This is a genomic window from Rhizobium sp. NPDC092011, assembly GCF_044756305.1.
GTDB lineage: Bacteria > Pseudomonadota > Alphaproteobacteria > Rhizobiales > Rhizobiaceae > Rhizobium.
In genome coordinates this window covers 133,668-147,278 of record NZ_JBIVSO010000004.1, presented here as the reverse complement: position 1 = coordinate 147,278, position 13,611 = coordinate 133,668, and the positions used below count along the sequence as shown (strand labels likewise).

The 13,611-nt window shown below is 59.3% G+C and carries 13 protein-coding genes; 9 read left to right on the top strand and 4 right to left on the bottom strand.

Going from position 1 to position 13,611, the window contains the following annotated elements:
• Window positions 1-21: 21 nt before the first annotated feature.
• Window positions 22-534 (top strand): DUF2867 domain-containing protein, encoded by a 513-nt coding sequence (locus tag ACIQJ2_RS19005; protein ID WP_400674232.1) that lies wholly within the window; start codon window positions 22-24, stop codon window positions 532-534.
• Here ACIQJ2_RS19005 and ACIQJ2_RS19000 read toward each other — a convergent pair.
• From ACIQJ2_RS19000 to ACIQJ2_RS18990, 3 genes are all read right to left on the bottom strand, one after another.
• Window positions 512-1,537: a TraB/GumN family protein gene (locus ACIQJ2_RS19000; protein ID WP_400674234.1), complete on the bottom strand. Its 1,026-nt coding sequence runs from the start codon at window positions 1,535-1,537 to the stop codon at window positions 512-514. The two genes, ACIQJ2_RS19005 and ACIQJ2_RS19000, sit on opposite strands and share 23 nt — an antisense overlap.
• Before the next feature lie 119 nt (window positions 1,538-1,656).
• Entirely contained in the window at window positions 1,657-2,748 is a 1,092-nt protein-coding gene (locus ACIQJ2_RS18995; RefSeq protein ID WP_400674236.1) for a TraB/GumN family protein, read from the bottom strand.
• A 231-nt stretch (window positions 2,749-2,979) separates the two neighbouring features.
• A complete protein-coding gene (locus tag ACIQJ2_RS18990; RefSeq protein ID WP_400674467.1) occupies window positions 2,980-3,915 on the bottom strand; it encodes a tyrosine recombinase XerC in 936 nt (311 codons plus the stop codon).
• A gap of 243 nt (window positions 3,916-4,158) precedes the next feature.
• Here ACIQJ2_RS18990 and ACIQJ2_RS18985 point away from each other — a divergent pair, with 243 nt between their 5' ends.
• The 3 genes from ACIQJ2_RS18985 to ACIQJ2_RS18975 all read left to right on the top strand — a co-directional run bounded on the left by ACIQJ2_RS18985 (window position 4,159) and on the right by ACIQJ2_RS18975 (window position 7,140).
• Window positions 4,159-5,103, top strand: a complete 945-nt coding sequence (locus ACIQJ2_RS18985) for a GNAT family N-acetyltransferase (RefSeq protein WP_400674237.1) — start codon at window positions 4,159-4,161, stop codon at window positions 5,101-5,103.
• Between the two features lie 83 nt (window positions 5,104-5,186).
• Window positions 5,187-6,323 carry an AAA family ATPase gene (locus ACIQJ2_RS18980; protein ID WP_400674239.1) on the top strand — a complete coding sequence of 379 codons (1,137 nt, stop codon included), beginning with the start codon at window positions 5,187-5,189 and terminating at the stop codon, window positions 6,321-6,323.
• A gap of 172 nt (window positions 6,324-6,495) precedes the next feature.
• Entirely contained in the window at window positions 6,496-7,140 is a 645-nt protein-coding gene (locus ACIQJ2_RS18975; protein ID WP_400674241.1) for a uridylate kinase, read from the top strand.
• A gap of 106 nt (window positions 7,141-7,246) precedes the next feature.
• Here ACIQJ2_RS18975 and ACIQJ2_RS18970 read toward each other — a convergent pair whose 3' ends face one another.
• Window positions 7,247-7,705 carry a hypothetical protein gene (locus ACIQJ2_RS18970; RefSeq protein WP_400746562.1) on the bottom strand — a complete coding sequence of 153 codons (459 nt, stop codon included), beginning with the start codon at window positions 7,703-7,705 and terminating at the stop codon, window positions 7,247-7,249.
• Between the two features lie 266 nt (window positions 7,706-7,971).
• Here ACIQJ2_RS18970 and ACIQJ2_RS18965 point away from each other — a divergent pair, with 266 nt between their 5' ends.
• From ACIQJ2_RS18965 to atpA, 5 genes are all read left to right on the top strand, one after another.
• Window positions 7,972-8,349 carry a hypothetical protein gene (locus ACIQJ2_RS18965; RefSeq protein WP_400674246.1) on the top strand — a complete coding sequence of 126 codons (378 nt, stop codon included), beginning with the start codon at window positions 7,972-7,974 and terminating at the stop codon, window positions 8,347-8,349.
• Window positions 8,350-8,503: 154 nt separating this feature from the next.
• On the top strand, window positions 8,504-10,735 hold the full coding sequence (locus ACIQJ2_RS18960; protein ID WP_400674248.1) for a primosomal protein N': 2,232 nt from the start codon (window positions 8,504-8,506) through the stop codon (window positions 10,733-10,735).
• Between the two features lie 109 nt (window positions 10,736-10,844).
• On the top strand, window positions 10,845-11,228 hold the full coding sequence (locus ACIQJ2_RS18955) for a DUF4345 domain-containing protein (protein WP_199089784.1): 384 nt from the start codon (window positions 10,845-10,847) through the stop codon (window positions 11,226-11,228).
• Window positions 11,229-11,490: 262 nt separating this feature from the next.
• Window positions 11,491-12,057, top strand: coding sequence for a F0F1 ATP synthase subunit delta (locus tag ACIQJ2_RS18950; protein WP_400674250.1), 567 nt, complete (start codon window positions 11,491-11,493; stop codon window positions 12,055-12,057).
• The gene (gene atpA, locus ACIQJ2_RS18945; protein ID WP_199089786.1) at window positions 12,057-13,586 is read left to right on the top strand and encodes a F0F1 ATP synthase subunit alpha; all 1,530 of its coding nucleotides are present in this window, start codon (window positions 12,057-12,059) and stop codon (window positions 13,584-13,586) included. The genes ACIQJ2_RS18950 and atpA overlap by 1 nt, the downstream gene beginning before the upstream one ends.
• The last annotated feature ends 25 nt before the right edge of the window (window positions 13,587-13,611 follow it).

Genomic DNA, 13,611 nt, shown 5'->3' with positions numbered 1-13,611 from the left:
ATCGAAATGACGGGTGAAAAGATGTCTGCAAGACCCCTGATGGTGAAACCGCATATGCCGCATCCCGCCATGCCGGATGCCGATTGGGCGGATTGCTATGAGCTACAGGTACCGACAGCGGATCTTACCGCAATTGATGTGGCGCGCGCGATGCTCAGTCGCTTTCCGCCCTGGGTGCGGTTGCTGATGACGCTGCGCAATTCTGTGACGAACGTATTCGGATTGAAGTCCACCGGCAGCAATCTTGCGGGCGACAAGGGAAAGATCGGCTTTTTTCCGATCGTCAGTCAGTCGGACGATCAGGTCGTTCTCGGCTTTGACGACCGTCATCTCGATTTTCGCGTCGTCATCGGCGTGCGGGACGACGGCGAGGGGCGCAGGCTGATCGACACGACAACACTGGTGCGGCGAAAGATATTGCTGGGTCGAATCTACATCGCGCTGATTACGCCATTTCACCGGCTGATAGTTTCCAAGATGCTGGCCAATTTCGGCAAGCGCGTGAATTCCGTCAGTTTACCGGCGTCACCGTAAAGCCCTGCTTGCGCAGCAGCGCGACTACGCCGTGATCGCCCGGAAGGTGGAGTGCGCCGACGGCCATCATCACATTCCCTTTTTCGAGATAAGGCACGATGCGTTTCGCCATCACCTCGTTGCGGTCGGTAACAATGCGTTTCACGATGGCCGCGTCGGTGGCTTTATCGTCGGAGAGGCCTTCGACAAGAGCTTTCATCAAGCCGCTATTTCCGGTCGAGTAAAGGCCTACAAAGGTTTCCGTGATGTCGTTTACATCGTAGGGCGATCGAAAGCTCTCCAGAAGGCCTTTCATGGTCAGGTCGTCGGAAAGGTCCGCCATCGCCTGGAATTGCTCGAGCGGCGTTTCGAGGCCCTCGACATCAATCCCATTTCTCGCGGCCTGAACGGCCAATTGCCTGTCCAGCACATATTTGTCGTTGGGACCTTGGCCGGCGGCGCACGTCAGGAGCGATATGTAGATGAACCACGGGCGCATGCGCAGGACAGTTGCGATCGGCACGCCTTTCTTCGCAAGTCCTGCCGCAATTTGCCCGGTTTCTTCCGCGGGAAGAATATGGTCCAGGCTCTTGCCGGGCGGCAGCATCGTCAGCTCCGGATGCTTGAGAAGCTCCATCGCAATCGTATTGGGCTCGGCTATTTCCTTCAACTCCAGGACCAAGGTGTCGATCTTGTCGAAGGCGCCATGGAAGGCGGTCGGCAGTTTCAGCACGCGCTCATCGTTTGAATGCATGGTGCCGAACAGCCAGGAAGGCTTCGTCCCGGCCTTTTCGATCTTCCAGAAGATGCTGTAGCCGTTATCGACCCTCGATGCGGCGTCAAGCATCGTCCCGTAAAGCGCCGGATCGGTTTTGCGTAGTTGTAAAAGGACATCCTTGCCAGGGCACGTTCTGGCATTGTCTGCAAACGCCGGCGAAAGGATCGATGCGACAAGAACGGCAGCCAACAGGAAAGGGGCGGCAAGACGGGATGCCGTGCCTTTGACGCGGTCCGTCAAAGCCATAAGGGAATTGTTTCTCATAAGAATCCGGCGCTAGTTCGAAACAACGTTCGTCAGTATGGCCGACACAGCTGCACAACTCAAGCGACAGCGGTGAATCAGCGCCGGCAGATCTGAAACACTCAGTTTACCGGTGTCACCGTAAAGCCCTGCTTGCGCAAGAGCGCGACCAGCCCCTGATCTCCGACCAGATGCAGCGCGCCGATCGCTATGAAGGCATTGCCCTTGTCGAGGATCGGCGTGGAGCGTTCGGCCATCACCTTATTGCGATCGAGGATAATGCGCTGCTCGAAGGCCGCGGTATCGTCGTCCGTGATTTTCTGATCCGGCTCGATCACCTTCAGCATCGGCACCATCGCGCCGATGTTACCGGCGAGATAGAGGTCGGTCATCGTTTCGTTGACGTCGTTGATCTTGTCGCCGAGTTCCAGCGTCTGGATCAGCGACTTCAGATGAAGTGCGATCGGCAGATCGCTCATCGCCTTGGCCTGTTCGGCCAGGGTTTCGAGACCTTTGACCTGCTTGCCCTCGGCTGCGGCATCGCTTGCCAGCTTCTGATCGAGGAATTTTGCGCCGGAGGTTTTGCGGCGGACTTCGCAGCCGGTCATTTCGAAGGAGCTTGCGATCAGCCAGGGCTGCATGCGGGAGACGGCCGCAAGAGCAATTCCGCGTTCCTTCAGCCCGGCCTCAAGGCGTGCATTGTCTTCCGGGGAGAGATGCTCGCTGATGGTCGAGCCATCGGTGATCATCGTCAGCGACGGATTGGCGAAGAGTACGGCCGCCGCCTTTTTGTCGTCGAGAATTTCGTCGGATTCCACGACGATCGTGTCGGCGGAGGCCACGGCTTCCGCCGCTCCCTTCGGCATGGCGAGCACACGTGTATCGGAAACATGCATCGTGCCGAGCATCCAGGACGGCTTCAGGCCGGGCTTCTCGATCTTCCAGAAGATGCCCTTGCCGTTTTCCACCTTGTCGCCGGCTGCGATGATGGACGCATATTTCGCCGGATCGGTCTTTTGCAGTTCGGCCATCAGATCCTTGCCGCCGCACTTATCCGATACGGCCCGGTCGGCATGAGCGGGTCGTAGCGTCAGCATGGTCGCTACCAGCAAGATCGCCAGCGCGAACGGGAAGGCTGTGGCAAGCCAGAGCAGGATGTCGCCAAGCGTCGGCTTTATCGACCGCATCGCCTTGGACCCGAGGGCAGAAATCATCAAAATCTTCCGTTCGCAGAGGGCATGATCCGTAGCGCTGGAAAGCGGCTTTCGAGAGGCATGCCGGGACAGGAGCATTGCGCTGTTCTGCGAACCGCAAAAATGCTCCATGTTCTTGTTTCTTTCGCATTCCGGACGGAAAACCGCTACGCACTTTTCCCGGAAATGCTCTCGGTTCTGCTTTACGCGCGCCAGACGGAGATTCCCTTAACGCGAGAGGTTAATCTTTCCTTACGCGCGAGGATGGGCGCGGTCGTAGACTTCCAGAAGCCGTGAGGAATCGACGCCGGTATAGACCTGGGTTGTCGATAGGCTGGCATGGCCGAGCAGCTCTTGAATGGTGCGCAGATCGCCGCCGCCGGCCAGCAGATGGGTGGCGAAGGAATGGCGAAGCGCATGCGGCGTGGCGGTATCCGGCAAGCCGAAGGCGCCGCGCAGTTTCTGCATGCCGTGCTGGATGATGCCCGGCTGCAGCTTGCCGCCGCGCGCGCCTCGGAAAAGCGGTCCTTCCGCATCGAGATGATAAGGGCAAATCTTGCGATAGTGATCAACGGCTTCAATGACGATCGACAGCAGCGGCACCAGTCGCGTCTTGTTGCCCTTGCCGGTGATGCGCAAGGAGGTGGCACCGGGCGAAAAATCCTGCGGCTTCAGATCGAGCGCTTCGGAAATGCGCAGGCCGCAGCCGTAAAGCAAGGTCAAAACGGCGGCGTCGCGTGCGGCGATCCATGGCTCCTCGTGCAACTGCGCTTCGTCGCTGACCACGGTCACCGCCTGGGTATCGGAGAGTGGTTTGGGAAGTGATTTCGGCTGCTTCGGCGAACGCACCGCGGCAGCGCCTGCGGCATTCACCAGCCCCTTCTTTTCGAGATAACGCAAGAGTGAACGAAGTCCGGCAAGGTTGCGACCAAGCGAACGCGCACCGGCGCCATCCTTGCGGCGGGCGGCGAGAAAGGCGCGAAAGTCGGCAGGGCGCAATGCGTGAATATCGGCGATCGTTGCCGGGCCGCCGAGGTGGCCGGTGAGGAACGTCAGGAACTGCCGCGTGTCGCGCTCATAGGCGTTCAGCGTATGCGCTGCGAGCCTGCGTTCCTGACCGAGCGCGTCGAGCCAGCGGCTGCGTTCGGCCATCAACCCTGAGTCGGCGATGATCAATAATTCGTTCAGTGGAAAACCCCTTGAAATTCGGATTCCTTCTGCCACTTTGAAAGAGGGAAGGTTATGGAATCACTAACTTTCCCGTTGACCCGCTTGCATTTTTCATGCGCTGCGGGAGCAGCGGCACTTTAAAATGATGGCATGTATCCGCTCCCAAGCCCCCGACGGTTCAGCTGGTATGTGCGAGGCGCTTGTCATGCTTCGATCATATTCGATTGCGATAGAATATATCCCAACCATTCAGGACACTTCATGGCGCGTCGCGGCTCGATAACTGCATTGGGACAGCTCGCAGAAACGATTGCTTTGGTGTCCCAGGGCCAGCCCGGACATATCGTCGATACTTTGATTGCCGAGCGCGGCCAGAAGATCGTGCGCAATCCGCTCTGGCCGCTCATGCGCCCGTTTCTCTACACGCTGCTGCGCTACAACAAGGCGATCGAATTTGCCGATGACGTCGCCAAGCTTTCCGGCTTTCAGTGCTTCGAATATATGAGCGATCTGCTGCGGCTCGACATCGGCGTTGTCAATGCCGATCGCATTCCGGCCAGCGGCGGCTTCATTCTCGTCAGCAATCATCCGACAGGCATTGCCGACGGCGTAGCCGTCTTCGATCTCCTGAAGTCGCGGCGGCCCGACATGATGGTCTTTGCCAATCGCGATGCGGTGCGCGTCAATCCGCGCTTTGCCGAGATGATCATTCCGGTCGAATGGCGGGAGGAGCACAAGAGCAAGCCGAAAACGCGCGAGACTCTGCAGCTTACCAATCGCGCCGTTGCCGATGGCAAGGTTACGGTCCTGTTTCCGTCCGGCCGCATCGCTTACTGGGCGAACGGCAAGTTGAACGAGCGGCCCTGGAAGACGTCGGCCGTGGGGCTGGCGCGCAAATACAATCTGCCGATTTTGCCGGTTCATCTGACGGCGCGCAATTCCGGCCTGTTCTACTGGTTCGCAAAATGGTCGACCGAGCTGCGCGACATGACTGTCTTCCACGAGCTGCTGAACAAGCGCGGAGACCGGTTCGACTTCCTGGTGGGCAATCTCATTCCCGTCGAGCATCTGGACGGCGACGTCAACGATGTCACCAAGGCACTGGAGAGGCATACGGTGTTCGACCTCGCGGCGGATGGGAATGCCACTTTCTCGCCGCTCGTTGCTCCGGTGCAGGATGAAGCTCTGATCACCCGTTCTCTCTAAACCCGGAATCGGTTAGGGCAACTCCAGCAAAAGTGCGCAGCGATTTTGCGTCCGGAATTGCATGAGACAGAGAGAGGGTATGCATGCAACTTAGATCCATGTTTGCCCAGAACTATCGGTCCCTGCGCTCGATCCGCATGGATCTTTCCGACGTCAATCTGTTCATCGGCGAGAATGGCGTCGGCAAGTCCAACCTCTATCGCTCGCTGCAGCTGGTGCAGGCGGCAGTTCGCGGGCGGCTGGCGCACGAGATTTCCAGCGAAGGCGGCATGTTCTCGGCCATGTGGTCGGGCAAGCGGCGCAGCCACGAGTCCGCCCGCATCCGCTTTGACGTCGAGCTGCTCGATATGGAGCGGGCTGCGACCTTTCGCTACTCCATCGAGGCGGGCATGCGGCCGCCCTCTGCCTCAGCCGGTTTTCCGCTCGAGCCGCAGATCAAGACCGAGGAGCTTTCGCTCGAGACCGGTCGTCGGCCGGTGACGATGATGAGGCGGGACGGCCCGGGTATTTCGGTGCGCGGAGAGACCGGCCGTATGGAGCAGCATCGCGAGCAGGCGCTGACCTCCGAAACAGCAATCGCGCTGCTCGGCGATGCCGGATATTTTCCCGAGATCGGCACCTTCCGGCGTGCCGTCGATACCTGGCGGTTCTATCATGGCTTCCGCACCGATCGCGGCTCGCCGCTGCGCGCTCCCTGCCTTGCCGTCACGGCGCCCATGCTGGATGAAGACGGCGCGAATATCGCTGCCGTCTTCGCTACGCTCGTCCATACGCGCGAAGATACCGTCGAGCTGGATCGGGTTCTTGCCGCAGCCCTCGGCGGCGCGCGGCTCGTCGTGCCTGAGCCGCAGGAAACGGCTGATTTCGGGCTCATGCTGCCGGAATTTCCCAATCGCGTTTTCCAGCCGCGCGAATTATCCGATGGTCAGGTCCGTTTCCTCGGTCTCGCTGCCGCCTTGATGTCCTATCGACTACCGCCGCTGATCGCGCTCAACGAGCCCGAGGCGAGCCTGCACCCGGACATGCTGCCGCCGCTTGCCGATATGATTGCTCAAGCCGCGAAGACCAGCCAGATCTGGATCGTCACCCATTCCGAGGTACTGGCGCAGGCCGTACGCGAGCGCTGCGGCGCAAAGCCGCGCCGCGTGATCCGCGAGGACGGTTCCACCTGGATCGATGGCATGCGGTTGACCGGTGTGATCGATGAGGACGACGAATAACAGATTTTGGAGTTTTCACCGGGCCTGCTCAATATCGAAGGAGAATCGGCAAGGGCAAATTTCGGTCGGGATTTTTAATAGTTAGATTTATTGAAATGGGATTGTTGAAATGACCTCATTGGATAGGGCCGCTCTTTTGAGCGACTTGGCAGACATGATTGCGAACCGGAAAATGGCGCGACCGATTCGCGTCGCGATCGATGGCAGGACGGCTTCGGGCAAAACCACGCTGGCGAACGAACTGGCCGAGTGCCTCAGAGGCAGTGGACGAGAGATCATCCGAACCTCGATCGATGGCTTCCATCGGCCGAAGGTGGAGCGCTATGCGCGCGGGCGGCACTCTGCCGAGGGTTATTATTACGACGCGCGTGATCTTCCCGCCATCAATACGCTGCTTCTCAATCCTTTGGGGCCGGGCGGCGACGGGTGGTATCGCACCGCCTCCTTCGATCTGCACAACGACGTACCGATCGACCAGGCTCCGCAATTCGCGCCTGCCGACACGATCCTCATCGTCGACGGCACCTTTCTGCAGCGGCCGGAGCTGCGGGAAGGCTGGGATCTCGCCATCTTCGTCGAAACCTCGGAACATGTTTCCGAGCACCGCGGCATTGCGCGTGACATGGCGCTTCTGGGTGGTACGGAGGCAACCCGCCAGCTCTACGCAGATCGTTACCGGCCGGCCTTTGCGCTTTATGAAAGCCTGGCTGCGCCGGCTCATTCTGCCGACGCGATTGTCAATAATGACGATTTTGATCGGCCGGCTCTTCTGATTCGCGAGGGTGGGAGGCTGTTTGGGGTGTCGCGAGAGCTTTGATTATTCACGGAACGCGGAGGCAGATGCGACCGGCTTGGTGTGGAAGCCGTTTGCTTTATCCTCGCGCCAATTGCGAACATGTACAGGTCCGTTCGACATAGACTGACTAACTGGTCGGCTTCGGGCACAAAACCAATGGTGGCATGGTGCTCATCTGGCGATCAATGTTTGCTTCATAATCTGGCTTGAGGCCTAAACGAGCAAGTTGTTCCGGCGTTAGGTGTGGGTCGACGTACATAGTTTCGTAGTTCATGACCGTTTTATCGCGATTAAGGTGAAAGCGCGAAATGACCCTAGCTGCGCTGTAATGTGCGGTCATCGTGACCTGACTATTTCCAATGTCTTCGAATGTTACATTTTCGAGGATAATTTCGCTTTTGCCCTTTTCGACCATGACGAGGTTTTTGCCATCAAAAGCAAAAAAGGTTCCGGCACAGGAAGTTCCCAATTCATGGAGTTCGCTTGTTTCCAATTTTTGGACTATGGGACTTTTTTCTTCCGGTGCGCAGCTCACCAAAATAGCGACGAGAGGAAGCCACAGCAATTTTGTTCTACCGGTTCTCATGTCCGATCCCTCTTCGTTTAATGTTATCTCGAACTTGACACCTGTGCGATAATGCTTTGCAAACGGAGATAGCGGTATTTTATGGTACTCGTTATCGGCGAACTTTTCCGGTTGATTGCAGTCATGGTATGAGCTGATTTTGCAATCAGCGTCACAGAAAATTAGGCAACGCATTATCGCGCTCAACCTGCAAGGTTGCGCAAATACCTGGTAGTCACCATTCCCCTCTAGGGATTCAGTCTTCATATTCAGCACCACGGATACCAATGCGAAACTTCGTCTATGGGATGGCAACCGGGGCACTGCTCACCATGGGGGTGACTATGGGGGCCACCGTGGCTGAATCTGTCGAACATGTTTGGGGACTGATGCATAGCACCTGGGCACCGACACCGTCCGGGCCCGCTATGCCTCTCTCGGCATATGAAGTGCATCGGCTCGCCGCCGTGGCCGCGATGAGGGATTACTGCAACATCTATTTCGAAGAGACCGAGAAGAGCGACCGACTGGCAACGCGATTTAGAGACAGTCAAGACCCGGATAAATTTGAAATCCTTCATAGGTTGACTGAAAGCTTCAAGAGCGAAGATTGCGATGATCTACTTCGCCGATTTCCTGATATGATGAAATATGTGGACCTCTAAAATCAATATCTGCCTCGTGCAGAAAATGGCCCTTGTCGGCATCATTACCTAACGCTGAATATTCTCTACGGCTGCAGACCATTCGCATTTTGCGAGCGGCCAAGCACCACTCCCGGGTTTTCTTTTCCCCCCGTCCGGGGCATGGTCTGGCGCAATGAGCAAAGATTCTTCTGATCTGTTCGGTGCGCTTTTTGAAGCCGCGCCCGCGAAGCCTGTGATGAGCCGTACCGTGCCCGTTCTCGTGCCGATGCCGGCGCCGCGGGCCTATTCCTATGCCGTGCCCGAGGGCATGGCGGTGGAGCCGGGCTCCGTCGTGCAGGTGCCGCTCGGGCCGCGACAGGTCATCGGCGTCGTCTGGGATGGCGAGGATGACGGTGGCGTCGATCCGAAGAAGCTTCGGCCGATCAGCCATGTTTTCGATTGCCCGCCGCTCGGCAAGCATATGCGCGATTTCATCGACTGGGTTGCGACTTACACGCTGTCGCCGCCGGGGCTGGTGGCGCGCATGGCGCTCCGGGCGCCCGCCGCTTTCGATCCCGAGCCGATGATCGAGGGATTGCGGTTCATCGGTGGCCAGCCGGAGCGGTTAACGCCTGCCCGTGCCAAGGTGATGGAAATTGCTGCTGATGGGCTGTCGTGGACCCGTCTCGGTCTGGCGCATGCGGCCGGCGTTTCCACCAGCGTCGTCGATGGGCTGATCTCGCAGGGCATTTTCGAGATCATCTTCTTGCCGCCGCCGCCGGTGGTCGCTAAGCCCGATCCGGAGTTTACCGCATCGCGGCTGCAGGGGCCGCAGAGGCAAGCGGCCGATGAGATCCTGGCGGACGTGCGCAAGGGCGAATTTGCCGTCTCGCTGATCGACGGCGTTACCGGCTCGGGCAAGACCGAGGTCTATTTCGAGGCCATCGCCGAAACGCTGAGGCGCGGTAAGCAGGTGCTGATCCTGTTGCCGGAAATTGCGCTGACGGCAAGTTTTCTCGAGCGCTTTCAGGATCGCTTCGGCGCCAAGCCGGCCGAGTGGCATTCGGATCTTGCGCCGAAGATGCGCGAGAAGGTCTGGCGTCAGGCCGTCACGGGCGAAGTGCGGGTGGTTGCCGGTGCGCGGTCCGCTCTCTTCCTGCCCTTCGAGGATCTCGGGCTCATCATCGTCGACGAAGAGCATGACCCCGCCTACAAGCAGGAAGACCGCGTCTATTATAATGCCCGCGACATGGCCGTCGTGCGCGGCCGCATCGGCGATTTTCCGGTCGTGCTGGTGTCGGCCACGCCTTCGGTCGAAAGCCAGGTCAACGGCCAGAGCGGGCGCTACACCACGATCCATTTGCCGACGCGTTACGGCGATGCGGCACTTCCCGACCTTCATCTGGTCGACATGCGCCGGCACGCGCCCGAGCGCGGCGGCTTCCTGTCGCCGGTGCTGCTGCGCGCGATCGGCAAGACGGTCGCCAAGGGCGAGCAGGCGCTGTTGTTTCTCAACAGGCGCGGCTATGCGCCGCTGACGCTCTGCCGTGTCTGCGGCCATCGTTTCCAGTGCCCGCAATGTTCGAGCTGGCTGGTGGAACATCGGTTCCGAAACCAGATTCAGTGCCATCAATGCGGCTATGCCGAGCGCACGCCGGAAGCCTGCCCCGAATGCGGCACGCTCGACCATCTCGTTGCCTGCGGGCCGGGCGTCGAGCGTATCGCCGAGGAGGTGGAGCGTCATTTCCCCGACGCGCGGACCATCATGCTTTCGTCCGATATCATGGGCGGCGTCAAGCGACTGAGACTGGAGCTCGATGCGATCGCCAAGGGCGAGGCCGATATCGTCATCGGCACGCAGCTCGTCGCCAAGGGTCATAATTTTCCATTGATGACGCTGGTCGGCATCGTCGATGCCGATCTCGGCCTGGCAAATGGCGATCCGCGTGCTGCCGAGCGAACCTTCCAGCTTCTGTCGCAGGTGACGGGGCGTGCCGGGCGCACCGGCTTGAAGAGCCACGGATTGCTGCAGACCTACCAGCCTCAGCATCCGGTCATGCAGGCGATCGTCTCCGGCGATGCCGGCGCTTTCTACGAGCGCGAGATCCTTGAGCGCGAAAGGGCCATATTGCCGCCCTTCGGCCGGCTTGCCTCGATCATCGTCTCGGCCGACAGCAGGCAGGATGCCGAGACGCATGCGCGCGGCATGCGCAACGCCGCGCCGCAGGTCTCCGGCATTTCGGTGCTTGGCCCGGCGGAAGCGCCGATCGCGCTCGTGCGCGGGCGCCATCGCTTCCGCCTGCTCGTGCACGGCCGGCGCAATTCCGATATGCAGGGCTTCTTACGGGCGATGCTGGCGCAATCGCCGAAGGAGCGCGGCTCCGTACAGGTGCAGCTCGACGTCGATCCGCAAAGCTTTCTGTGATTGGCGCGGCAGATATATTGACTGTGCCTTTCCCTGTCTGACCGGATCATGCCATAAGTCGCCGTCTCACTTACGTGATTTGCGCGCGGCTGATTTTTGAGGGTGACCGATGGAGCTTTATTTTCCGACCGAATTCGGCGAGCGGCTTGCCTATTGTTCTGCCGCAGTCACGGCGCTGATCGGCTTCTTCATGATGTTCGCGCCGGGTTATACCTATCGCATCCTCAAGCTTCAGGTGCGTGAAGGACGAACGGAAGCCTACGCGGAGGCCCGTTCGGCGGGCGGCTTCATGCTCGGTTTCGGACTGGTGGCGATCCTCCTGGCGCAGCCGATGATTTATCTTGCGCTTGGCGCTTCCTTCGGCGTCGCGGCGTTCGGCCGCATTCTCGCGCTCATGTCCGACCGCGGCAGTGTACTTTTCAGTCTTCTCCTTCTGGTTGTGCAAGCGATTCTTGCCGCATTACCTTTCCTGTACGGACTGGGCTATATTTGAGCCGAAAACGGCTTCGGGGCGGCCTTGTTTGCCCGCGCTATCCCCATGCTTTTGAATTTTTGCCATCATAAATTCGCCCGAATAGCGTATTCGGCGAATACGCGTGTTGCGAGTCTCAATATCCTATGTTAGACGAACCCCGAATTTCGGATGAGGCGGGAGTGTACTCCTGCTGATTTCTGGGGGAAATCAAAACGAATTCAAGGGCATATGGCTTCCGTTACCCGGAAGCTGGGTTCTTGGGTTGAAATCAGGGAATTTTGTGCCCGTGGCAGACACATCCCAGCATGTTTCTGGCGTTGCAGAACGATATGCCTCGTCGCTTTTCGAGTTGGCCCTTGAAGAAGGTGCCGTGTCGGCAGTAACTGCCGATCTCGATCGCTTCCAAGTCATGCTCGACGAGAGCGAAGATCTGAAGCGTTTCGTCCTCAGCCCGGTCTTTTCGGCCGATGAGCAGGTCGGCGCGATTCAGGCGCTGGCAACGAAGGCAGGCTTCGGCGCCTATGTCACCAATTTTCTGAAGCTTGTGGCCAGCAACCGGCGTCTTTTTGCGCTGCCGGGCATGATCAAGGCTTTCCGTATCATCGCCGCACGTCATCGCGGCGAGATTTCCGCCGAGGTTATCTCGGCACATGCGCTTACCCAAGCGCAGGAAGATGAATTGAAGGCGGCGCTGAAGGGCGTCACCGGCAAGGACGTGGCAATTGCTGTCACGGTCGATCCTTCGATCCTGGGTGGTCTGATCGTCAAGGTCGGTTCCCGTCAGATCGATACGTCCCTTCGCACCAAACTCTCCACCCTTAAGCTTGCATTGAAAGAGGTCGGCTGATGGATATCCGCGCCGCGGAAATTTCCGCAATTCTGAAAGATCAGATCAAAAACTTCGGCAAGGAAGCTGAAGTCTCCGAAGTCGGCCAGGTTCTCTCCGTCGGTGACGGTATCGCCCGCGTCTACGGTCTGGATAACGTCCAGGCCGGCGAAATGGTCGAATTCCCCGGCGGCATTCGCGGTATGGCCCTGAACCTCGAAGCCGACAACGTCGGTGTGGTTATTTTCGGCTCCGACCGCGACATCAAGGAAGGCGACACCGTCAAGCGTACCGGCGCGATCGTCGACGTTCCGGTCGGTCCGGAACTGCTCGGCCGCGTTGTCGACGCACTCGGCAACCCGATCGACGGCAAGGGCCCGATCAATGCGACCCGCCGTTCGCGCGTCGACGTCAAAGCTCCGGGCATCATTCCGCGTAAGTCGGTTCATGAGCCGATGTCGACCGGCCTCAAGGCCATCGACGCGCTGATCCCGGTTGGTCGTGGCCAGCGCGAGCTCGTCATCGGCGACCGCCAGACCGGCAAGACCGCCATCATTCTCGACACGATCCTGAACCAGAAGGCCATCCACGATGCCGGCCCGGACAGCGAAAAGCTGTACTGCGTCTACGTCGCTGTCGGCCAGAAGCGTTCGACCGTTGCTCAGTTCGTCAAGGTGCTCGAAGAGCGCGGCGCGCTGAAGTACTCGATCATCATTGCTGCGACGGCCTCCGATCCGGCTCCGATGCAGTTCCTGGCTCCGTTCGCCGGTTGCGCCATGGGCGAATACTTCCGCGACAACGCCATGCACGCCCTGATCGGCTATGACGACCTTTCCAAGCAGGCCGTTGCTTACCGCCAGATGTCGCTGCTGCTGCGCCGCCCGCCGGGCCGCGAAGCTTACCCGGGCGACGTTTTCTACCTGCACTCGCGTCTCCTCGAGCGCGCCGCAAAGATGAACGATGAAAAGGGCGCTGGTTCGCTCACCGCTCTCCCGGTCATCGAAACGCAGGGCAACGACGTTTCGGCCTTCATTCCGACCAACGTGATCTCGATCACCGACGGCCAGATCTTCCTCGAAACCGACCTGTTCTACCAGGGCATCCGTCCGGCCGTTAACGTCGGTCTGTCGGTTTCGCGCGTCGGTTCGTCCGCTCAGATCAAGGCGATGAAGCAGGTTGCCGGCTCGATCAAGGGTGAACTCGCCCAGTATCGCGAAATGGCCGCCTTCGCCCAGTTCGGTTCCGACCTCGATGCCGCAACCCAGCGCCTGCTGAACCGCGGTTCGCGCCTGACGGAACTCCTGAAGCAGCCGCAGTTCTCGCCGCTGAAGACGGAAGAGCAGGTTGCAGTGATCTTCGCCGGCGTCAACGGCTACCTCGACAAGCTGCCTGTTGCGCAGGTCGGCAAGTTCGAACAGGGCCTGCTGTCTTACCTTCGCTCGGAAGGCAAGGACATCCTCGACACCATCCGCACCGAAAAGGCTATCAGCGACGCAACGAAGGGCAAGCTCACCGCTGCTCTCGACAGCTTCGTCAAGTCTTTCACGTAATCGGGCCCAAGCTCTAGGACGGACC

Excerpts from the sequence above, each read along its gene's own strand:
- ACIQJ2_RS19005 (WP_400674232.1), top strand. The coding sequence starts at position 22 with ATGTCTGCAAGACCCCTGATGGTGAAACCGCATATGCCGCATCCCGCC.
- ACIQJ2_RS19000 (WP_400674234.1), bottom strand. The coding sequence starts at position 1,537 with ATGGCTTTGACGGACCGCGTCAAAGGCACGGCATCCCGTCTTGCCGCC.
- ACIQJ2_RS18995 (WP_400674236.1), bottom strand. The coding sequence starts at position 2,748 with ATGATTTCTGCCCTCGGGTCCAAGGCGATGCGGTCGATAAAGCCGACG.
- ACIQJ2_RS18985 (WP_400674237.1), top strand. The coding sequence starts at position 4,159 with ATGGCGCGTCGCGGCTCGATAACTGCATTGGGACAGCTCGCAGAAACG.
- ACIQJ2_RS18980 (WP_400674239.1), top strand. The coding sequence starts at position 5,187 with ATGCAACTTAGATCCATGTTTGCCCAGAACTATCGGTCCCTGCGCTCG.
- ACIQJ2_RS18975 (WP_400674241.1), top strand. The coding sequence starts at position 6,496 with ATGGCGCGACCGATTCGCGTCGCGATCGATGGCAGGACGGCTTCGGGC.
- ACIQJ2_RS18970 (WP_400746562.1), bottom strand. The coding sequence starts at position 7,705 with ATGAGAACCGGTAGAACAAAATTGCTGTGGCTTCCTCTCGTCGCTATT.
- ACIQJ2_RS18965 (WP_400674246.1), top strand. The coding sequence starts at position 7,972 with ATGCGAAACTTCGTCTATGGGATGGCAACCGGGGCACTGCTCACCATG.
- ACIQJ2_RS18960 (WP_400674248.1), top strand. The coding sequence starts at position 8,504 with ATGAGCAAAGATTCTTCTGATCTGTTCGGTGCGCTTTTTGAAGCCGCG.
- ACIQJ2_RS18955 (WP_199089784.1), top strand. The coding sequence starts at position 10,845 with ATGGAGCTTTATTTTCCGACCGAATTCGGCGAGCGGCTTGCCTATTGT.
- atpA (WP_199089786.1), top strand. The coding sequence starts at position 12,057 with ATGGATATCCGCGCCGCGGAAATTTCCGCAATTCTGAAAGATCAGATC.